At 71.0% G+C, this 18,773-nt stretch carries 18 protein-coding genes; 7 read left to right on the top strand and 11 right to left on the bottom strand.

Features of this window, described 5'->3' with window-relative positions:
* The first annotated feature begins 21 nt into the window (after window positions 1-21).
* Genes ACWZJV_RS16870 through ACWZJV_RS16855 form a run of 4 tightly spaced genes read left to right on the top strand, consistent with a single transcriptional unit; the run spans window position 22 to window position 2,708 of the window.
* The gene (locus ACWZJV_RS16870) at window positions 22-1,272 is read left to right on the top strand and encodes an isochorismate synthase (RefSeq protein WP_008356416.1); all 1,251 of its coding nucleotides are present in this window, start codon (window positions 22-24) and stop codon (window positions 1,270-1,272) included.
* A gap of 9 nt (window positions 1,273-1,281) precedes the next feature.
* A complete protein-coding gene (locus ACWZJV_RS16865; protein ID WP_457177289.1) occupies window positions 1,282-1,773 on the top strand; it encodes a hypothetical protein in 492 nt (163 codons plus the stop codon).
* A 24-nt stretch (window positions 1,774-1,797) separates the two neighbouring features.
* Window positions 1,798-2,430 carry an MBL fold metallo-hydrolase gene (locus ACWZJV_RS16860; RefSeq protein ID WP_457177287.1) on the top strand — a complete coding sequence of 211 codons (633 nt, stop codon included), beginning with the start codon at window positions 1,798-1,800 and terminating at the stop codon, window positions 2,428-2,430.
* Window positions 2,430-2,708 (top strand): YciI family protein, encoded by a 279-nt coding sequence (locus tag ACWZJV_RS16855; protein ID WP_008356413.1) that lies wholly within the window; start codon window positions 2,430-2,432, stop codon window positions 2,706-2,708. Before ACWZJV_RS16860 ends, ACWZJV_RS16855 begins: the two co-directional genes overlap by 1 nt.
* Before the next feature lie 25 nt (window positions 2,709-2,733).
* Here the strand turns inward: ACWZJV_RS16855 and ACWZJV_RS16850 are convergent, their stop codons facing one another.
* Window positions 2,734-3,570: a GH25 family lysozyme gene (locus ACWZJV_RS16850; protein ID WP_457181959.1), complete on the bottom strand. Its 837-nt coding sequence runs from the start codon at window positions 3,568-3,570 to the stop codon at window positions 2,734-2,736.
* Window positions 3,571-3,761: 191 nt separating this feature from the next.
* Here ACWZJV_RS16850 and ACWZJV_RS16845 point away from each other — a divergent pair, with 191 nt between their 5' ends.
* Genes ACWZJV_RS16845 through ACWZJV_RS16835 form a run of 3 tightly spaced genes read left to right on the top strand, consistent with a single transcriptional unit; the run spans window position 3,762 to window position 5,157 of the window.
* Window positions 3,762-4,121, top strand: coding sequence for an ArsR/SmtB family transcription factor (locus tag ACWZJV_RS16845; protein WP_008356409.1), 360 nt, complete (start codon window positions 3,762-3,764; stop codon window positions 4,119-4,121).
* Entirely contained in the window at window positions 4,118-4,606 is a 489-nt protein-coding gene (locus ACWZJV_RS16840) for an SRPBCC domain-containing protein (RefSeq protein ID WP_008356406.1), read from the top strand. The genes ACWZJV_RS16845 and ACWZJV_RS16840 overlap by 4 nt, the downstream gene beginning before the upstream one ends.
* The gene (locus tag ACWZJV_RS16835; RefSeq protein ID WP_457177284.1) at window positions 4,603-5,157 is read left to right on the top strand and encodes a TIGR03086 family metal-binding protein; all 555 of its coding nucleotides are present in this window, start codon (window positions 4,603-4,605) and stop codon (window positions 5,155-5,157) included. The genes ACWZJV_RS16840 and ACWZJV_RS16835 overlap by 4 nt, the downstream gene beginning before the upstream one ends.
* A gap of 176 nt (window positions 5,158-5,333) precedes the next feature.
* Here ACWZJV_RS16835 and ACWZJV_RS16830 read toward each other — a convergent pair whose 3' ends face one another.
* From ACWZJV_RS16830 to ACWZJV_RS16785, 10 genes are all read right to left on the bottom strand, one after another.
* Window positions 5,334-5,678: a hypothetical protein gene (locus tag ACWZJV_RS16830; protein WP_457177282.1), complete on the bottom strand. Its 345-nt coding sequence runs from the start codon at window positions 5,676-5,678 to the stop codon at window positions 5,334-5,336.
* A gap of 33 nt (window positions 5,679-5,711) precedes the next feature.
* Complete coding sequence (gene menD, locus ACWZJV_RS16825) at window positions 5,712-7,316, bottom strand: 2-succinyl-5-enolpyruvyl-6-hydroxy-3-cyclohexene-1-carboxylic-acid synthase (protein WP_457177280.1); 1,605 nt, start codon at window positions 7,314-7,316, stop codon at window positions 5,712-5,714.
* On the bottom strand, window positions 7,300-8,307 hold the full coding sequence (locus ACWZJV_RS16820; protein ID WP_457177279.1) for an o-succinylbenzoate synthase: 1,008 nt from the start codon (window positions 8,305-8,307) through the stop codon (window positions 7,300-7,302). Before ACWZJV_RS16820 ends, menD begins: the two co-directional genes overlap by 17 nt.
* A complete protein-coding gene (locus tag ACWZJV_RS16815; protein WP_457177277.1) occupies window positions 8,304-9,344 on the bottom strand; it encodes an AMP-binding protein in 1,041 nt (346 codons plus the stop codon). Before ACWZJV_RS16815 ends, ACWZJV_RS16820 begins: the two co-directional genes overlap by 4 nt.
* Window positions 9,345-9,487: 143 nt before the next feature.
* Complete coding sequence (locus ACWZJV_RS16810; protein WP_457177275.1) at window positions 9,488-11,431, bottom strand: peptidoglycan DD-metalloendopeptidase family protein; 1,944 nt, start codon at window positions 11,429-11,431, stop codon at window positions 9,488-9,490.
* Window positions 11,432-11,613: 182 nt separating this feature from the next.
* Window positions 11,614-12,144, bottom strand: coding sequence for a hypothetical protein (locus tag ACWZJV_RS16805; protein ID WP_008356387.1), 531 nt, complete (start codon window positions 12,142-12,144; stop codon window positions 11,614-11,616).
* Window positions 12,144-14,204 (bottom strand): hypothetical protein, encoded by a 2,061-nt coding sequence (locus tag ACWZJV_RS16800; protein ID WP_457177273.1) that lies wholly within the window; start codon window positions 14,202-14,204, stop codon window positions 12,144-12,146. Before ACWZJV_RS16800 ends, ACWZJV_RS16805 begins: the two co-directional genes overlap by 1 nt.
* 182 nt (window positions 14,205-14,386) lie before the next feature.
* Window positions 14,387-17,110, bottom strand: a complete 2,724-nt coding sequence (locus ACWZJV_RS16795; RefSeq protein WP_457177271.1) for an ATP-binding protein — start codon at window positions 17,108-17,110, stop codon at window positions 14,387-14,389.
* Window positions 17,107-18,312, bottom strand: coding sequence for a hypothetical protein (locus ACWZJV_RS16790; RefSeq protein ID WP_457177269.1), 1,206 nt, complete (start codon window positions 18,310-18,312; stop codon window positions 17,107-17,109). The genes ACWZJV_RS16795 and ACWZJV_RS16790 overlap by 4 nt, the downstream gene beginning before the upstream one ends.
* Before the next feature lie 39 nt (window positions 18,313-18,351).
* The gene (locus ACWZJV_RS16785; RefSeq protein ID WP_008356375.1) at window positions 18,352-18,618 is read right to left on the bottom strand and encodes a hypothetical protein; all 267 of its coding nucleotides are present in this window, start codon (window positions 18,616-18,618) and stop codon (window positions 18,352-18,354) included.
* Window positions 18,619-18,773: the final 155 nt, after the last annotated feature.

Genomic DNA, 18,773 nt, shown 5'->3' with positions numbered 1-18,773 from the left:
CCACGCCGATACCCTGAGGGCGTGAGTGAGTCTGAGCAGCGGTCCCTGGTGGCCACCACCGTGGCCCTCGACGCCGGGTCGGAGACGCTCGACGACCTGCTCGCGCTGCTGCCCGCACGCCGGCGCGTGCTGTCCTGGGTCCGCCATGGCGAGGGCCTGGTCGGCTGGGGCACCGCCGCCGAGATCCGTACGTCCGGGCCCGAGCGTTTCGCGCACGCGACCAAGTGGTTCGAGGAGCTGGCCGCCGTCTCGACGGTCTCCGATCCCGTCGGCGTGCCCGGCACCGGACTGGTCGGCTTCGGCTCCTTCGCCTTCGCGGACCTGCCGGGATTCTCCGTGCTCAAGGTGCCCGCGGTCGTCGTCGGCAAGCGTGGCGACACCGCCTGGGTGACCACCGTAGGGCCGGCCGCCACGCCACCTCCTCCCCTGGCTCCGACACCGGCCCCGGAGGCGCCGCGCGACGTCGTCTTCGCCGACGCCTACGTCGACGGCGAGCACTGGATGCGGATCGTCGCCGACGCCGTCTCCCGGCTCCAGCACGGAGACCTCGACAAGGTCGTCCTCGCCCGCGATCTGCTGGCCGCGGCCAGCGCACCGATCGACGTCCGAGCCGTGCTGCGGCGGCTGGCGGCTGCGTACCCGACGTGCTGGACGTTCCACGTCGACGACCTCTTCGGCGCGACCCCCGAGCTGCTCGTCCGCCGCGAGCGCGGCCTGGTCACCTCCCGCGTCCTCGCGGGCACGATCTGGCCGACCGGCGAGGAGGACCTCGACCACGCCCTGGCCGCCTCGCTGGCGGAGTCGTCGAAGAACCTGGAGGAGCACGAGTACGCCGCCAGGTCGGTCGCCGACGCCCTGGAGCCGCACTGCTCCTCGATGAACGTGCCCGAGGCTCCCTTCGTGCTCAAGCTCCCGAATGTGATGCACCTGGCCACCGACATCACCGGCGTGGCCAGCGACGGGGTGAGCTCGCTCGACCTGGCCGCGGCGCTGCACCCCTCCGCCGCGGTCGGCGGCACCCCGCGCGAGGACGCCGTCGCCCTCATCGCCGAGATCGAGTCGATGGAGCGCGCCCGCTACGCCGGGCCGGTCGGCTGGATGGACGCCTCCGGCGACGGCGAGTGGGGCATCGCGCTGCGCTCGGCCGAGATGATCGACGACCGCACCGCTCGCCTCTTCGCCGGCTGCGGCATCGTGGCGAGCTCCGACCCGGAGACCGAGCTGGCCGAGACCCAGGCCAAGTTCGTCCCGATCCGCGACGCCCTGTCCTAACCTCCATTCATGGAGAACTCGGACGGTCTCATCCGCACAGCCCTGCGCGAGGGGGAGGAGAACGCCGATCGGCTGGCACGCACCCAGCTGCTCCTGGTCCCGGTCCTGATCGTGGCGATGATCTCGGTCCCCGCCTATCGGATCGTCCATGACGACGGGGCGGACGGGGACAGCTACGGCTTCTGGTCATCCATCAGCTGGCTGGCCGACCGCCCCGACGACGCGCCCGGCGCCTATCGGCTGCTCGTCATCGCGGCGATGCTGACGATCGTCTTCGCCGTGGCGGCCGCGGCGATGGGCCTCTTCCTCGCCTACTCCCGAAGCAACCATCCCGCCGTCGAGACCGGGATCGCGATCGCGTCCGGAGCGTTGCCGAGCGTCGTGGGCGTGATCGGCGTGATCGCGCTGCCCGAGGACTCGGCCGTACAGATGGGCTGGGGCCTGCTCCTCCCCGCCTTCCTCGGACTGTGGCTCGCCAACATGGTCCGCTCCGAGGTCTAGATCCGGCGCGATAGATTCGGCGGCATGAGGATCACGAAGTTCGGCCATTCCTGTGTCCGGATCGAGCACGACGGGGCGGTGGTGGTCGTCGACCCGGGCGTGTTCGCGCAGCCCGAGGCGCTCGACGGGGCGACGGCGGTATTGATCACCCACGAGCACCCCGACCACTACAACCCGGCTCTCCTCGAGGGCAGCGACGCGCCGGTCTTCACCATCGGCGCGGTCGCGGCACAGATCCAGAAGGGTGCTCCTGAGGTCCACGAGCGGACCACCGTGGTGAAGCCGGGCGAGTCCTTCGACGTCGGGCTGCCGGTCACCGCGGTCAACGAGAAGCACGCGGTGATCCACGCCGACCTGCCCCACTTCGACAACTCGGGCTACCTGATCCAGGCCGGGGACACCAAGATCTTCCACCCGGGCGATGCGCTGGACGGCCCCGGCGAGGCCGTGGACGTACTCTTCCTGCCGGTCTCGGCGCCGTGGGCCCGGTCCGCAGAGCTGATCGACTTCGCCCGCTCGGTGGGAGCCTCGCGTACGGTCGCGATCCACGACCGGGTCTACTCCGAGGCCGGCTCCGGCATCTTCGACACCCAGGCCGCCGCCCTGATCCCGGCCGAGCGTGGCTACGTACGTCTCGCGGACGGGGCTGACCTCTGATGGCCCTCGTCGCAGTCCTGTACGCCTACAACGACCTCCCCGACGTACGCGCCGAGCACCTCGACGCCCATCGCGGGTTCCTGGCGAGCCAGGACAACCTGGTCCTCTCCGGCCCCAGCTCCGACGGATCCGCCCTGCTCGTCTTCGAGGGCGAGATCGCCGGCGTCGAGGCGACCTTGGACGACGACCCGTTCCTCGCCGTCGGGCTGATCAAGGAGCGCCGGGTCTTCGAGTGGACCCCGGTCCTCGGCTCCTGGAAGTCCCAGCTGGGCCTGTGAGGACCCGGGGGCCACCCCGGAGGAGTCAGCCCAGCGCGAGCGCCTGCAGGCGGTCGTACGCGCCGTTGAACGTGTTCTGGTCCAGCGGTGAGGACGTGTACTGCCAGAAGGTGTAGTAGCCCCAGCCCGCCGGCAGCGTGCCGGGCGAGCTGGCGTAGCGCGCGATCCACAGCGGATGGGCGCTGGCGAACTGCGAGGTGTTGCCCGTGCAGGTCGTCCACCAGTCGGTGGTCGTGTAGATGACCGCGTCGCGGCCGGTGCGGTAGCGGTAACGGTTCAGGAAGGCCGCGATCCAGGAGCGCATCGACGCCTGCGAGAGGCCGTAGCAGGTGCCGCCGCTATAGGGGTTGTACTCGATGTCGAGCACGCCCGGCAGGGTCTTGCCGTCGGCCGACCAACCACCGCCGTTGTTGACGAAGTAGTCGGCCTGGGCCGCGCCGCCCGAGTCGGACGGGTTGGCGAAGTGATAGGCGCCGCGGATGAAGCCCTGGTTGTAGGAGCCGTTGTACTGCTGCGGGAAATAGGTGCTGTTGCGGTAGTAGGTGCCCTCGGTCGCCTTGATGTAGGCGAACCGCTTGCCCTGGCCCCACCAGTAGGCCCAGTCGACGTTGCCCTGATGACCGGAGACGTCGATGCCCGACACGGACGCCTGGGCCGTGATCGGCTGCTCCTGGGGCGTGCCGCCCTCGGCGTGCGAGCCCGGCGTCGACCAGCCGACGTACGCCCCGTGCTCCAGCGTGACGCCGTGGGACCTCGCCTTCTGGGTGAGACGGCGGTCGTCCTTCTCGGCGGCGCCGGCGGACTGTGTCGGGGAGAGGGAGACGGCAAGGAGGAGACCGGCGGCTATCGCGGTCACCCTCATGGATCTGCGGCGCGAAGGACTCATGGGTGGGGCCTTTCCCGAGGAGGAGCACTGCACTGGCACAACATGGTGCCGCAACCGATGTCCCCCGGGGAGTGTTTTCCGGTAAGCAAGTTACTCAACCAAATGGTTGACAATGCCGTACGCGACGACCTAGCCTCGTTATCAACCAAATGGTTGAGGAGTGACGGATGAGCGAGGACAGACTCTCCCGAGTCTTTGCGGCACTGGCGGACCCGACCCGGCGCGACCTGGTCGCCCGGCTCTCGTCTGCCGACGCGACCGTCGGCGAGCTGGCGGCGCCCTATGACGTCAGTCTCCAGGCGGTCTCCAAGCACCTCAAGGTGCTCGAGGACGCCGGCCTGGTGAGCCGGGAGTCGCGCCGCGCGCCCGTCCGCCTCGAAGCGGAGGTGTTCGACCTCATGACCAGATGGATCGAGAGATACCAGCAGCAGGCCGAGGAGCGCTACCAGCGCTTGGACGCACTGCTCGCCGAGATGCAGGAAGACCGACCAGCCCGAGAACCAGCCCGAGAAGAGGACGCATCATGACCACCACGAAGCACGAGACCACGATCGAGGCCTCCAAGGAGACCCCCACGATCACCATCGTCCGCGAGTTCGACGCTCCCCCGGAGCTCGTCTTCCGCGCCCACGCCGACAAGGACCTGTACGCCAGGTGGCTCGGGCCCCGCGACGTCGGCATGAACATCACCGAGTGGGACTTCCGCACCGGGGGCTCGTGGGCCTACTCGGCCGAGCGCGACGGTGACGAGTTCACCCAGTTCTTCGGCAGCTTCCACGAGGTGCGCGAGAACGAGCGCATCGTGCAGACCTTCACCTGGCGCGGCGCTCCCGACGGAGCCTCGCTGGAGTTCCTCACCCTCGAGCCACTCCCCGGCGGCCGCACCCGGCTGACCGGCCTCAGCGTCGTCGAGTCCTTCGAGACCCAGGCCGCGATCATGGCCAGCGGCATGGACAAGGGCGTCATCCAGGGCTACGAGCAGCTCGACGAGCTCCTCGAGGAGCTCTCGTGAGTCCTTCCGAGCAGCACGCCTACGACGCGGCCCGGTTCGCCGAGCTCGTCGGCTCCGCCGCCCCCGGGGACTGGGCCCGCCCCAGCCCGGTGGCGGCGTGGACCGCTCTGGACGTCGTCGAGCACCTGGTCGGGTGGCCACGCGACTTCCTGCGGGGATCGGCCGGCGTGGACCTGGCTCCGCTCGACGTCGCGGCTGATCCGGTCGCCGCCTGGAAGACCCACACCGCCGACATCCAGGGGCTCTTCGACGACCCCGCCGGCCGGATGGTGTCCAACCCCCACATGGGCGACAAGCCGCTCGACGTGGCACTCTCGGAGATCTACACACCCGACATCTGGATGCACTCCTGGGACCTCGCCCGGGCCCTCGGGCGCGACTTCGACCTCGGCGACGAGCGCGCGTCGGCGATGCTCACCGGCGCTGCTGCGATGGAGGACGCCATGCGCGCCTCGGGTCAGTTCGGCCCCCGCGTCGAGGTCCCCGCCGATGCGACCCCTCAGGCGCAGCTCCTCGGCTTCATCGGCCGGGATCCGTACTGGCGGGCCTGAGTTCCCCACGCCGGCGGAGACTCTCCCACAACGACAGAGGATCCTCTGCTCCGGAGCGGGGGGAACCGCCGTCAGCGTGGGGAATCTCCCTGGGTGCGGGAAGGACGCTGCGCCGCACCGCACCCGTGCCGCGCACTCCGATGCCCGCCCGGCGACATCCTCCGGGTGGCCGGACCTCAGGACAGCGTGAGGGAGCCGACGCCGGAGGTGTAGTGGGTCGCGTACGTGAGCTGCACCTGCTCCGCGCCGGGCGCGAGCAGGATGGTGGCCGCCTGCTGGATGTAGTCGCCTTCGACATGGACGCTGATGTGGCAGGCCCGCTCGGCGGGGATCTCGAACGACACGGTCCCCCAGTAGACGACGTACTGCCTCCCGTCGATGCTGGCGATCGGCGGCAGCTTGCCGGGGTTGTTCGCCAGCATCACGTTTCCGCTGGTCAGGTGGAGCACCAGGATGCGCTTCGTGCCGGTGTAGTAGTCGACGTAGGGCACGACGCCCGGCCACTGCGGCTGTTCGGTCACGAGGTCACTGTGCCATGTCATCCGGGCGGCGGCTCAGGAACGAGCGAGCGCGCGGATGGCCAGGTCGAGCTCCCGGCGGCCGGCACGGGAGACCACGGCCTCGATGACCTCGATGCCGCCATTCGGGGAGGCGAGAGCGGCCTCGAGCTCGGGGACGGAGGTGACCGCGAGGTGCGGGATGCGGTGGGCGGCGCAGAGGGCTTCGAGAGAGGTGCCGTGCGGAGTTCCGAAGAGGCGCTCGAAGCGGTCGGCGTAGTCGTCGGCACCCTGCTCGAGCGAGGCGAAGATCGAGCCGCCGTCGTCGTTGGCGACGACGAGGGTGAGGTCGGGGTTGACCTCCTCGGGGCCGAGCAGGAGACCACCGGCGTCGTGCAGGAAGGTGACGTCGCCCATCAGCGCGAGCGCGCGCGTCGACGACGGTCGGCCGACGGCGGCGCCGATCGCGGTCGAGACGATGCCGTCGATGCCGGCCAGGCCACGGTTGGCGATCACCTTCCGTCGCCCGCCGACGTTGTTGGGCCGCATCATCAGGTCCAGGTCGCGTACGGGATTCGAGGGACCCAGCATCAGGAGCCCGCCGTCGGGCAGGGCGCGGGCGACACAGGCGGAGACGTCGTACGCGGTCATCTCCGGCTGCTCGTGGAGCAGCCGGTCCACCTGGCGGCTGACCTCGCGATCGGCCGAGCGCCATTCCTCCAGCCACGCGGTGTCCGGGGTGCCGTCGACGTGGAGCCGGGTGCGGATCGTGCGGTCGACCCGGAACGGGCGCGCGGGCCAGATGCCGTCGACGGGGGCCGCGATGATCTCGACGTCGGCGCGCGCGAGCAGGTTGGTGACCGGACGCGAGAGGGTCGGGTGACCGTAGACGACGACCCGCTCGATCCGCTGGGCGAGCGGCGACTCGAGCAGCAGCCGGTAGGAGCGGAGGGCGTTGTCGCCCGTACGGGCGCCCGAGGAGGGCTCGGCGAGCAGCGGCCAGCCGCCGTCCTGGGCGAGGACACGCGAGGGCGGGCCGGCGTCGTCGCCTGCGACGACGACCGTCAGCGGCGTACCGGCGCCGGTCGGGATCGACTCGTAGATCTTCAGCTCGGGGCGTAGCGGCTCCGTGCGGACCTCGACCCGCCCCGGCTCCCACCGGTCGGGCGGGGTGAGCGGCTCGTCGAGCTGGAGGTTCCAGTGGACGGGGCCGCGTGCGGCGTCGAGGGCATCGATGTGGTCCTCGGCCGGCGCCTCGGCCAGATCGAGGGTCTCCACCAGCCGGCCGAAGATGCCGACCTGGTCGGTGACCTGGTTGGCACCGGTCTCGCGGAGCCGCGCCGGCCGGTCGGCGGTGACGACGATCAGCGGTACGCCCGCATGGGCTGCCTCGAGCACCGACGGGTGCAGGTTGGCGACCGCGGTGCCGGAGGTGCACATCACCGCCGCGCGCGAGCCGACCTTGGTCAGGCCCAGGGCGAAGAAGCCGGCCGAGCGCTCGTCGATCCGGGTGTGCAGGCGCACCAGCCCGGCCCGCGCGGCATCGAAGGCCGCGAACGACAGCGGCGCGTTGCGCGAGCCCGGCGCGATGACGAGGTCGGTGACGCGCGCCTCGAGGAGCGCGGTGACGACCGCCCGGGCGAGCTCAGTAGCTGTAGCCACGTCGGCTCCTTCCGTCGGCTGTGTGAGGGTCCGGGGCACTTTCCCGGTAGGCCACCACGTCTGCGAGACGCCGGCGCCAGGATTCCGTACGCTCCGCGTTCGCGCGCAGCGCCGGTTCGGCGAGGAGGCGGGCGGGTGCCGGCGAGGCCGGGAGCACCGGCAGGAGGCCACCCTCCGGAAGGAGCGAGGTCGCGGTGATGTCGTCGGCGAACATCGAGACCGTGCCCAGCCCGCAGGCATAGGGCAGCTCGGGCAGCGCCGCCGCGAGCGCGATCCCGGCGGCCATCCCGACCGAGGTCTCCAGCGCGGAGGAGACCACGCACGGCAGCCCGATGTCCTCGGCGATCCGCAGGCAGGCGCGTACGCCACCCAGCGGCTGCACCTTCAGCACCGCCACGTCGGCAGCCTGGAGGTCGCGTACGCGATAGGGGTCCGTGGCCCGCCGGATCGACTCGTCCGCGGCGATCGGGACGTCCACCTTGCGGCGTACGTCGGCGAGCTCCTCGACCGTGGGGCAGGGCTGCTCGACGTACTCGAGGCCGCCGGCGGCACGGTCCAGCACCTTGATCGAGGCCAACGCCTCGTCGACCGTCCAGAGGCCGTTGACGTCGATGCGCACCCTGCCCGCGGGGCCGAGGGCGTCCCGGACCGCCTCGACGCGGGCGATGTCGTCGGCCAGGCTCTGGCCCGGGTCGGCGACCTTCACCTTGGCGGTCGCGCACCCGGACCTGGCCACGATCTCGTGGGCGCGCTCCGGCCCGACGGCGGGCACGGTGGCGTTGACGGGCACGGCGTCACGGACAGGCACCGGCCAGTCCCCCGCGGCCGCCTCCTCGGCGCAGCGCAGCCAGGGCTCGATCTCGGGGGTGTCGTAGTCGAGGAACGGCGACCACTCGCCCCATCCCCCGGCACCCTCGAAGACGAGGCCCTCGCGCTCGGTGATCCCGCGGAAGCGCGTGGTCATCGGGAGGGAGAAGACCTGCGGGCTCATCGGGACTCCATCTCGTCGCTCGTGGCCAGCGCGAGCAACGCCTGCCGGTCGGGCTTCCCGTTGCCGAGGAGCGGGACCTCGTCGAGCGCGACGACCTGTCGCGGCGCCCACGAGCGGGGATGCTCCGCGGCGACCCACTCACGGGCGGTGCCGGCGTCGATGTCGCCGACGACGAAGGCGACCAGGCGCTGACCCCACTCGTCGTCAGCGACGCCGAGCACCTCGGCGGCCGTCACGGCCGGGTGCTCGCGGAGCCTCCTGGCGACGAGGGCCGCCGGCACCTTCACGCCCCCGGTGATCACCATGTCGTCGAGACGGCCGAGGATCCGGAGCCGTCCGTCCTCGTCCAGCGTGCCGGCGTCGGAGGTGAGGAACCAGCCGTCCACCAGCGCCTCCGCCGTCTGGACGGGATCGTCCTGGTAGCCGTCGAAGAGCGTCGGACCACTGATCCGGACCCGGCCGTCGGTGCCGATCGCGATCCCGACACCGTCCAGCGGCATCGCGTCGTAGACGCACCCGCCGCAGGTCTCGGCCGACCCGTAGGTGGCCACGACGTCGACCCCGGCCTGCTCGGCCCGGGTACGCAGCGACGGGTCGATCGGGCCACCGCCGAGGAGCAGCGTGTGGAAGCCGGCCAGCGCGGCGAGATCGTCGCCACCGGACTCGATGATCCGGTGCAGCTGGGTCGGCACCATCGAGACGAACCGCGGCCCCTCCGCCATCGCCTCCGTGGCCTTCGCGAAGGATTCGTGGGCGGCGGCGATCACCGGCTCGTGGCCGGCGAGGAGCGAGCGGGCGATCACGTTGGCTCCGGCGACGTATGAATCGGGCAGGGTCAGCAGCCACTGCCCGCTCGCCCCGATCCGCCGCGCCGACGCCGCCGCGGACGCTGTCATCGCCTCGCGCGACAGCATCACCCGCTTGGGCGTGCCGGTGGAGCCGGAGGTCTCCACGACCCAGTGCTCCGGCCCGCCTCCGGCGAGCCACTCGGCCATCGCGGCGACGGTCTTCTCAGCCCGTACCACCGCGTCGTTCATGCGCCCAACGCTATCTCCTGCGGTAGGAGGGCCTGCGGTGGGCTGCTGGGTCCGCGGGCTGTAACACGCTGTTCGTAGCACTATCCGGTCGTTCCGATAGGGCGAGTAGTGCTACGAACGACGTGTTACACGTCCCGCAGCCGCTACTGGCCGCGGATGTTGAAGTCGCCCACCAGGCCGTGGTGGTCGGAGGCGAGCTTGAACGTGGCGTGCCGCGTGGGGGTGGCGGTGGCGTTGGAACCGAGGAGCCAGTCGATGGTGCCGCCGCCGTCGTGGGTGGCCCAGCCCTGCGGGGGCGCGCCGAGGGTCTCAAAGGAGGAGGTCATCCCGGCCTTGGTCATCAGCGGCTTCGGACCCCACGGGTCCCCGTCGCCGCCGTCGCGCGGGTAGGGCGAGTTGAGGTCGCCGGCGACGAGGACGGGGCCGTACTTCTGCAGGCCCTGCGCCAGCCCGGCGAGCTTCGCGAAGCCGCGCTGGGCCTCGTCCTTACGCGCCTGGGGGCTCTTGGCGGGCGAGGTCATGGTGTGGGTCGAGATCACCGAGATCCGCCCGGAGCCGTCGCTGCTGGCGAGCACCACCCAGGTGGCGTACCTGTTGTCGTTCTTGACCCCGGTGACCGGCTTGGTGAGCTGGACGGTGCCCTTGTCGACCGCCACCCAGCGGTCGGTGCGCCACATGACGACGGGGCTGAGCGCCTGGCTGCGGGTGCCGTACTCGTCCGAGGAGGCCCGGTAGGTGCCGTAGCCGCGCACCGAGATGTCGGAGACCGTACGCGACTGGGCCTCGTTCAGGGAGACGAAGTCGGGTCCGTGCTTCATGACCTCGGCCAGGTCGGAGCGGTACTTCGCGCGAGAAAGGGAGACCTTGATGTTGGCCTGGGCCAGGCGCACCTGCGGGCCGGAGACGGCCGCCGGAGAGGCACCGGGCTGCCCCGCACCCGGCAGTCCGGCGACCTGCTTGGTGGCCTGGAGCGTCTTGCCGATGTTCTTCGTCAGCCACGCGGCGGGGTCGACCTGGTCCTGCAGATAGCCGCCGCCGTGCGGGTGCACCTCGAAGTGGAGGTGGCAGCCGGTCGAGTTGCCCTCGCTGCCGACCTGCCCGATGACCTGCCCGGCCTTGACCATCTGGCCCTCGCGGACGGAGAGCGACTGCATGTGGCCGTACCACGTGGTCAGGTTGCCGGGCGCCGTCTGCACCTTCACCAGCCAGCGTCCCGACCAGCCCCAGCCGCCGCCCGACTCGATCACGATCGTGCCGCCGTGGGCCGCCTGCACCGGGGTGCCGCACGGCGAGGAGTAGTCGTTGCCGGTGTGCATGTTGGCCCAGTTGGAACCTGAGTTGCCGTAGTTGTTGTTGTCGATCGCGAGCCCGGCCTGGATGGGACGTACGACGGAGGTGCTGATCCCGGCCATGCCGATCGTGCAGGCCACGTCGGTCGCGGTGGCCTTCAGGTCGGCGGCGGTGACCCCGTCGGCGAGCGCGGCGACGAGAGCCCGCGCCTCGTCCTCGTGCTGGGCGTACGCCAGCGGGAACGCCGAGCGCTGCACCGCCTGGGCCGCCGCGGTGACCTGCATCTTGCGCCACCCCGGGATGTCCAGGAGGCCGGTGTTGCCGGTGTGGGCGGCAACGCCGTAGAACGCCTGGGCCGACTTGACCGGGTTCATGATGTCGGCGACGGTGCCCCATCCGGAGACCGGCCGCTGCTGGAACAGACCCACCGAGTCGCGGTCGCCGTAGTCGAGGTTGCGCAGGGTGCTCTCCTGCATCGCGGTCGCCAGCGCGATCACCCAGCCGTAGGCGGGTACGCCGGACTGCTTGCCGACCGCCACGATCGTCCGGGCGTTCTGGATCTGCTCGGTGTTGAAGCCGGCGATGCTGCCCTCGGGCACCTCACCGTCCGGCCCCAGGTTGCCCGCCGGGATCGCGTTGACCCCGCCGACACAGCCCGACTCGGCCTGGTCCTGGTTGCTCTGCTCGGTGCTCGCCAGACCGCCGATCAGGATCACCAAGGCACCGGTGACCACCAGGACGAGCGTCGCCGCCGCGGCCACGATTCCCCAGATCAGACGTGCCTTGAAGATCCACATGTCAGACCGTGCCTCTCGATGCGACGCCGAGCGAGCGGCGTTCCAGTGCGTGTCCGGCAAGGCGGAGGAGGGAGGCGGCCCGGTGTTGGCCGTCGACCGACGACAACGCCGCCGGGCGCAGGTCTGAACGAAGTGGCCTGGGGCGCCGCGCAGCCGGCGCCTTCGGATCGAGAGGCACGGTCTTAACCTCCGGGGAGGATGTTCGCGACGTACCAGACGTTGTCGACCAGCGTCAGGTAGACGATGACCTTGGGGCCGTCGGTGGTGACCTCGACGCGGGCCTCCCCGTCGGTCTGCTCGAGCACTTCCGCGGCGCCGACGACCTTGGTCGCCGGTACGGTCGCCGGGTCGGTGGTGCCCAGGGCCTGGGCGAGCGACTCGTCCGGGCGGGCGGCGTTGATGCCCTCCCACCACTGGTCGGTGGTCAGGTCGGGGCGGGCCCACGCGGCGACGAACTTGGTCGCCAGGGGCCGCGGGTCAGGGACCGGCGCCGGCGATCCGGTGGCGCCGGGGCTCTGCTCGGCCGTCGCCGAGCCCCGCTCGGGCTGCGCGGCCGGCTCGGCGTCGGGGGCGTCGCTCCACTGGGCGATGAGCCAGATGACGAAGACGATGCCGACGACCACCGAGAAGAACCGGAACGGCGACCGCATGGGCCACCTCAGCACCGGCGCGATGACCTCCCACAGCACACCACGCGTCGTTGTCGACCGCACTACCGGGCTCCTCCTTCAGCTGACCCCCAGCTGGAACCGTTGTCGACGGGCACCGAGCGGTTCCCGTTGGGTGAGTAGATGACGAAGACCGGGTTGCCGTCCGCGTCGTAGTCCACGTTGGCCTCCGCGACCGGCGAGTGGCGCGGCGGCTCCGGCTCACGGTCGGAGTAGGCGGTGTGGTCGACGGGGCTCGGCGCATCGGAGCGGCCGTCGGTGTAGACCTGCGCCGCAGGTCCGCGAGTCGGCTCGCCACGGTAGGGCGGCTCGTCGACCTCGGCGGAGCGCGAGTCGAACCACTGTCCGGCCACGCGCTCACCGTCGTTGCCGCTCATCGAGGACCCCAGGGCGTACGTCGGAGCTGCGCTCGCGCTCGACCCGGCACCCAGCGCCCCGGCAGCCGTCACCGGCGCCTGGTTGGGCACCTGCTCGGCGATCATGGTCGGCCGGTTGCCGGTCAGCTCGTGCCCGGGCATGTAGACCCCACCGGGGCTCGAGATCGCTCCGGTCCCGGCCGGGGCACCGCCCGTGGCGGGCCGGTCGGCGGTCGCGTCGCGTACCCCGGCCTCGGTGCCCGTCCGGGCGCCGACGTACGAGGTGAGCATCGAGGTGAGCCGGCCCATGCCCGGCAGCGGGATCCCGTAGGCGGCGGGGCGGGTGAGTCGCCAGGCCAGCACGGTCAGCACCGCGATCAGCCCCAGCTTCAGCACGAACCACATCGTCGAGGTCAGGATCGCCGAGTCCAGCCGCAGCAGCAGCAACGCGACCAGGAAGTAGATCGGGCCCATCACCAACGGGCCCACCACCCGCTTCAGCATCGCCACCGCGGCATCCCGGGTGTGGTCCAGCATGAACAGCACCCCGGCCGCCGGCGCGAACGGCACGATCAACCGGATCAACGCGAACGAGAGCAGGATCGCCAAGCCCGCGACCAGCAGGAACCCGCACACCACCACGACCACCACGAGGTTCACCAGCGCCGTGGTCGCGCGCTGCGACCAGTGCTCACCCTTGAAGTACTCGTACGCCACCGGGTCGGACTTCTTGACCGCCTCGGCATGCTCCTTGAACGCGTCCTGCTTGGCCTCCAGGACCTTCTTGCCCTCGCCGTTGGGGTCCTTGCGGTAGGCGTCGTACTCCTGCCAGGAGAAGTGCGTCGACCGGAACACCCGCGGACCGTACGTCTTCGCCGTGGCCGAGTCGGGGTCGCCGAACGCACCCGCCAACCAGGTGCGGTACTGCGTCGAACGCACCACCTCGTCCATCTGGCCGTCCACGGCCTTGACCGCATCGGTCTCACCGAAGTTGTCGTCACCGACGCCCGGGACCGTCCTGCCGTCGTTGAACCCGGTCGCGATCAACCCGGTCGCCGACCGCACCCCGTCATCGACCAACCGGGTCGACTCGACCGGATACTGGATCAGCCACGAGGTCACCACGAGCACACCCAGCGCCCAGCCCGCCGCCGTCACCGCCCGCGCGAACCGGCCGTCCCGCGCCCGGATCATCACCGTCGCCGCGACCAGCAGGAGCACCACGCTCACCCAGGGCGCCCAGACCCCGTCCGTGACCGCCTTGGACGCGGCCACGATCGGGTCGTCCAGCGCCTTCAGGAAGGAGTTCTCCCCGATCACCGCGTTCAGCAGCGCGTGCGACCAGTTCGGCAGGATCCCCGAGATCTCCAGCATGATGTTGCCGATCGAGGTGCCGGCCCCCGCCACGAACTGCCCCGTGCAGCCGTTGTCATAGGTCCACCACTGCGGAGACGTGCCGTAGGCCGACTCCAGCGAGACCTCGTCCTTGTTGCGGAACGGGTCCAGCTCGTCGTCGATCTTCTCCGGATCGTTGAGCTCCGTGCCCGCCTTCGACGCCGCCCCCAGCGCCGTCATCCGCACGATGAACGAGCCGTCCCCGTAGGGAGAAGCCGGCATCGGCGCATCCAGGTTGTTGCACGCGTCGCTCACGCCCGAGAGCCCACCCGTGGGGTCGAACGGGATCGGGATGTCGATCCCCTTCGGACCCGCAGCCGTCGCCGGCCCGGCGACGGACAGAAGAGCAACCACGAGTACGAGGAGGGCAGCCGCCCTACGGCGCCACCCGCCCCCGCTGGTCGAGCCGCCGGAGCCGCTAGGCGGAGGCGTGTCGAGACCAACACGGTTCCGTCGAGCGACGAGGGGACTGTGTTGGTCTCGACACGCTCGCTGGCGCTCGCGGCTCGACCGACGGTGGGCGGGGCGGGGCGGCATCAGCCGATCCCGTCCCCGGAACGATCGGTCATGGCGCGGTCGACCGGCTCGCCGCCGATGGCCCGGCTGACGCGGCGGGTGGGGTCGGCGGTGGTGTTGAGCGCCTCCTGCAGACCCGGGTGGTGGTTGAGGGTGACCTTGATGATCTCCATGCCACCGTGGCCGGTGTCGCCACCGAGGCCGTCGCGGTAGATGAACTCGCGGTAGCCCAGCTGCTCGTCACCGCGCCGGGTGCGCGGCGAGAGCCGCGCCAGGATCGACTCGTAACCCAGACCCTCGGGCTTGCCGAGCAGCTTGAGCGCGTCGCGCTGGGCGGTCTCGTCCTGCGTACGTCCCACGAAGGCCGCGCCGACGAAGTTGTTGATGTCGGAGCCCAGGATCGCGGAGGCGTTCTGGGTGGAGACCAGCGCGGCACAGTTGTTCTTGCGGGAGTCGCTGGAGAGCTTGTGGACCAGCGCTCGCCCGGTGCCGCCGGAGGCCTGGGTGACCTCGTGGGCCTCGTCGAGCGCGAACAGCTTCCGCTCGTTGGGGTCGCTGCGGTAGATCAGGTGGAGCGCGGACCAGGCCGCGAGGGTCATGATCGGGCGCGCCATCTGCTCCTCGGCGCTCCACTCCTCGCGCGGCACGTGCTCGGGCGGGGTGTTGAGGCCCTTGAGGTTGTAGAACGTGAACGGCGTGCCCTTCAGCTCCTCGTCGGACTGGAGGAAGTCGTTGCCGAAGAAGAGCCGGCCGAGCTCGCGCTCGCGGGCGGCGGCGAGCTCGCGGGCGATCTCCTGGTCGCCGCCGTCGCCCTCGAAGAGCATCTTCACGATCGTCGAGGTGTCGGCACCACGATCCGCCTGCGCCTCCATGACGCGGGCGCGGATGCGCTTGAGCACCTCTTCGTTGTTGGCCAGCCCGACCGGGAGGCAGGAGCGGAGCACGGAGACGGTGAGGTCGCGGCGCTGCTGCACCGCTGCCGACCGCTCGCGGTGGAGCCGCTCGGCGAACTCGTGGTCCGACATCGCCTCGGCCCGGATCAGCTCCGGGTTGGGGTCGGGCACGACCGCGTAGGGCGACAGGCTTCCCGGACGACCGCCGAGGACGTCGACGCTGCGAGCGCGGGCCGGCACCTGTTGGCCGTTGAAGATGCCGCCGCCGATCTCGGGCAGCGTCATCAGCCGCTGCAGACGGCCCGCCGGGTCCATCGCGACGCCGTGGATGCCGGACAGGATCGACATGTAGATGACGACGCCCATCAGGGTCGACTTTCCCGAACCCGGGGTGCCGACGAGCGGGATCAGGCCCGCCTGCTCCATGACCTCGGTCAGGTACCACGGGTCCATCAGCACCGCCCGCGAGGCCATCGCGGAGGTCTCGCCGAGGTAGAAGCCGCGCTTGTCACCCACCTCCGCGGTGACCGCCGGGAGCCCGGCGGCGACCTTGAGCACCGGGAACTTCCGGGCGTGGGCGGTCGAGGCGAGCGGCTCGCCCGGGACGAACTCGCGAGCCAGGTGGTACTGCCCCAGCTGGCGGGTGATCTTGATCTGCGGCCGGTAGAGGTCGACGACCTTCTGCGCCTTGTCGAGCGCCTCGGCCTCGGTGCGGCCGGTGACGGCGATCCGGTACCAGCCCCTGGTCCGGGTCGAGAGTCCGGTGAACTCCGAGCGCATCTCGTCCTCGACGTCGGCAGCCCGGCCGGCCTGGCGGGAGAGCTGCTTCGGCGGCCGCTTGCCGTGGTCCTCGGACCAGTGGCTGACCTGGCCGTCGATACGCCGGGTCAGGCTCGCCATCTCCCGGGAGACGTCCTCGGGTGAGCGCGGCTCGACCCGGAAGGACCACTCCACCGGGAAGCCGAGCGCGTCGGTCTTCGCCATCCACGGCGCATGGGTCTCGGGGACCTCGATGTCGCCGATCCGGGAGACGGTCAGCACGCACACGTGGCTGGTCTCCTGGCGGCCGCCGATGCTGCTGGTGACCTGCACCGTCGGGGCCAGCGGCTCGGCCGACCAGGCGACCGACTCGAACCACTCGGCCATGTCGTCGGTGTCGAGGAAGTTCTGCTGGGCCTCGCCCGGCTCCGGCACGGGGATCTTGGCCCCCAGCGAGAGCGAACGGGCGATCATCCACTCCATGTCGTGACCGACCGCGGGCCGCGCCGAGAAGCCCGGCCGCGACATCACCCGGTTGACCGTGTCGAGCCGCTCGCTGATCGCGGCCATCTCCCGCTCGGCGGCGCTGGCGGAGAACTTCGCCAGGGTGCGCACCGTCGCGTCGCGGCGGCCGAGATCGACGCCGTAGTAGACGAGCTTGTCGGCCTGGCTGTGGGCGGCCATGTGGGCCTGGTTGCGCGCCATCATCTCCTCGAACCCGGGCTGCGGGTCGGGGGCGTTGGCGAACGCGGCATGCGCCCAGTGACGTACGGGATAGGGGCGGGTGGTGACCCGGCCGTGGATCGTGTTGCCGACCAGGTCGGCCAGCTGGCTGGCCTGGTCGGTGATCAGCGCCTCGAGGTCGGAGTGGGCACGGAACGACCAGGTCTGCGGCTCGGCGAGGTACCAGGCGATGATGCGGTCGCCGGTGAAGGTCAGGTGACCGCGCACCTCCTCCAGCGCCCACTTGTCACCTCTGGGCTCATGGACGCCCTTCGAGTCGTCGCCGCCCCGGCCGAAGACGCTCCTGCGTCCCGGCTTGGGCTTCTCGAAGCCAGGCCCGTAGGCCCGCTCCGTTCGCGGCCGCCTCATGCGGTTCCTCCGTCGTTGGGTGCGTCGTCGCCGTTGAGGCGCTTGCGGTAGTCGTCCACGCTCTGCGGGCGCTCGTCGGTCGTCGCCCACTCGTCCTGATTGTCCCTGGGACGCGTACGTCCCGAGGGCGCATCGTCGAACTCGTCGAAGTCGTCGAACTCATCGAGGTCGTCGAGACCCGGCTCCGGCGCGATCACCACGGCCGGCCTGACCGCGTGCGACAGCGGCTGCCGGGCCGGCTTCGGAGCCTCCTGGCCGGTGCCCTCGTCCGCCGGCTTCGGGGCGGGCTGCTGGGCTGCAGGGGCCTGAGCGGGCGGGGGCGGAGGCGGAGACGACGGGGGCGGCGCAGCGGGTCGGGCCGGCGCAGCGACCGGGGTGGCCGGCGGAGTCGCCGACGGACTGGCAGGAGGGGCCGGAGTGGCAGGAGGAGGGGGCGGCGGCGCGGGAGAAGCGGCCGGAGGCGGCGGCGCGGGCTGCTCGCGCTCCTGGCGTGCCTGCCACGGCGCCCCGCCCTTCCACGGGACGTCACGGGGCTCACGCGGCGAGGAGGACGGCCGGCTGGACCAGCCGCCCTTCGCCGGACGTACGCCGGACTGGTGCTGGCGCGCAGGCTGACGCACCGGCTGGACCGCGGGCTGGACCTTGAGCTGGGCGGGAAGCGGCTCCTCGACGACCTTGGCCTCGATCACCGGTCGGACGGGCGCGGCCTTGCCGCGTACCGGCGGGGTGTGGGTGCGCGGCTTCGAGGCGACCACGGTCGCCTGCAGCATCTGCGGCTCCGGAGTGGCGCCGGGCTGCTGCGCGAACCGGCGGCCCGGCCGTCGCATCGCCTTGGCCCAGCCGCCCCGGGGGCTCGTGGCGTGGCGGAAGGCGACAGCCGCCCCGCCTGCGTACTGAACGCCCGTCTCCACGCGTGGCGTGGTCAGCTCGTGCCAGAAGGTCATCAGCCAGGCTCCGGCGGAGCTCTCCGAGCTGATGTAGTCGGAGGCCTTCATCGAGAGGTAGGAGGCGCCGATCAGCCACAGTCCCATGCTGAGCAGCGTCACCGGCATGCCGAGCTTGCGCAGCAGCACAAGCGTCACTGGTGCGATCACCAGGAACAGGAAGATGGTGCGATAACGCATCTCCCCGATGTAGCGACGAGGGGGACCGAGATACGTCTGGTCGACCTCGTACAGCTCGTCGTCGTCAGGCAGCCTCATCCCCGAGATCCCTCCCTGGGTTAGCTAACGGGACCGGGATCACCCCTTGAAGAGACCAGCCATCCACGTGCCGAGGTCCGTGGCGTTGTTGCCGACGGCCAGGCCGAGGACGCCGAGACCGATGATCAGGCCGCCGACGATCGTCACGGCCTTGGAGATGTTGCCGCTGCGGGCAGCCCACAGGACCGTGACGCCCAGGATCAGGACGACGAGGGTGATGATGTTGTCGGTGATCCACTCGGCCAGGCCACCGGTGCCGTACTCGGCGGCCTGAGTCGTACTCTGAATCAACTGGTGCGGTGCCATTGCTCTGCTCCCTTTCCCGAGGTGAGGTGTGGTTGCCGGACACGTCCGGAAGTATTCGATTGTCCCGTCCGGCGCAGCCCCATGCGGCACCGGTGGGTGGAGGCGTCTCGCCCCTCCCGCGCGCTGACGCAAACTCCCGGGCATCGGCATTTCTG

This window comes from Nocardioides sp. WG-D5, from assembly GCF_054031175.1.
This window is presented reverse-complemented; position numbering and strand designations above follow the sequence as displayed.

Excerpts from the sequence above, each read along its gene's own strand:
- ACWZJV_RS16855 (WP_008356413.1), top strand. The coding sequence starts at position 2,430 with ATGGCCCTCGTCGCAGTCCTGTACGCCTACAACGACCTCCCCGACGTA.
- ACWZJV_RS16860 (WP_457177287.1), top strand. The coding sequence starts at position 1,798 with ATGAGGATCACGAAGTTCGGCCATTCCTGTGTCCGGATCGAGCACGAC.
- ACWZJV_RS16840 (WP_008356406.1), top strand. The coding sequence starts at position 4,118 with ATGACCACCACGAAGCACGAGACCACGATCGAGGCCTCCAAGGAGACC.
- ACWZJV_RS16820 (WP_457177279.1), bottom strand. The coding sequence starts at position 8,307 with ATGAGCCCGCAGGTCTTCTCCCTCCCGATGACCACGCGCTTCCGCGGG.
- ACWZJV_RS16795 (WP_457177271.1), bottom strand. The coding sequence starts at position 17,110 with ATGAGGCGGCCGCGAACGGAGCGGGCCTACGGGCCTGGCTTCGAGAAG.
- ACWZJV_RS16865 (WP_457177289.1), top strand. The coding sequence starts at position 1,282 with ATGGAGAACTCGGACGGTCTCATCCGCACAGCCCTGCGCGAGGGGGAG.
- ACWZJV_RS16850 (WP_457181959.1), bottom strand. The coding sequence starts at position 3,570 with ATGAGGGTGACCGCGATAGCCGCCGGTCTCCTCCTTGCCGTCTCCCTC.
- ACWZJV_RS16845 (WP_008356409.1), top strand. The coding sequence starts at position 3,762 with ATGAGCGAGGACAGACTCTCCCGAGTCTTTGCGGCACTGGCGGACCCG.
- ACWZJV_RS16790 (WP_457177269.1), bottom strand. The coding sequence starts at position 18,312 with ATGAGGCTGCCTGACGACGACGAGCTGTACGAGGTCGACCAGACGTAT.
- ACWZJV_RS16810 (WP_457177275.1), bottom strand. The coding sequence starts at position 11,431 with ATGTGGATCTTCAAGGCACGTCTGATCTGGGGAATCGTGGCCGCGGCG.
- ACWZJV_RS16815 (WP_457177277.1), bottom strand. The coding sequence starts at position 9,344 with ATGAACGACGCGGTGGTACGGGCTGAGAAGACCGTCGCCGCGATGGCC.
- ACWZJV_RS16785 (WP_008356375.1), bottom strand. The coding sequence starts at position 18,618 with ATGGCACCGCACCAGTTGATTCAGAGTACGACTCAGGCCGCCGAGTAC.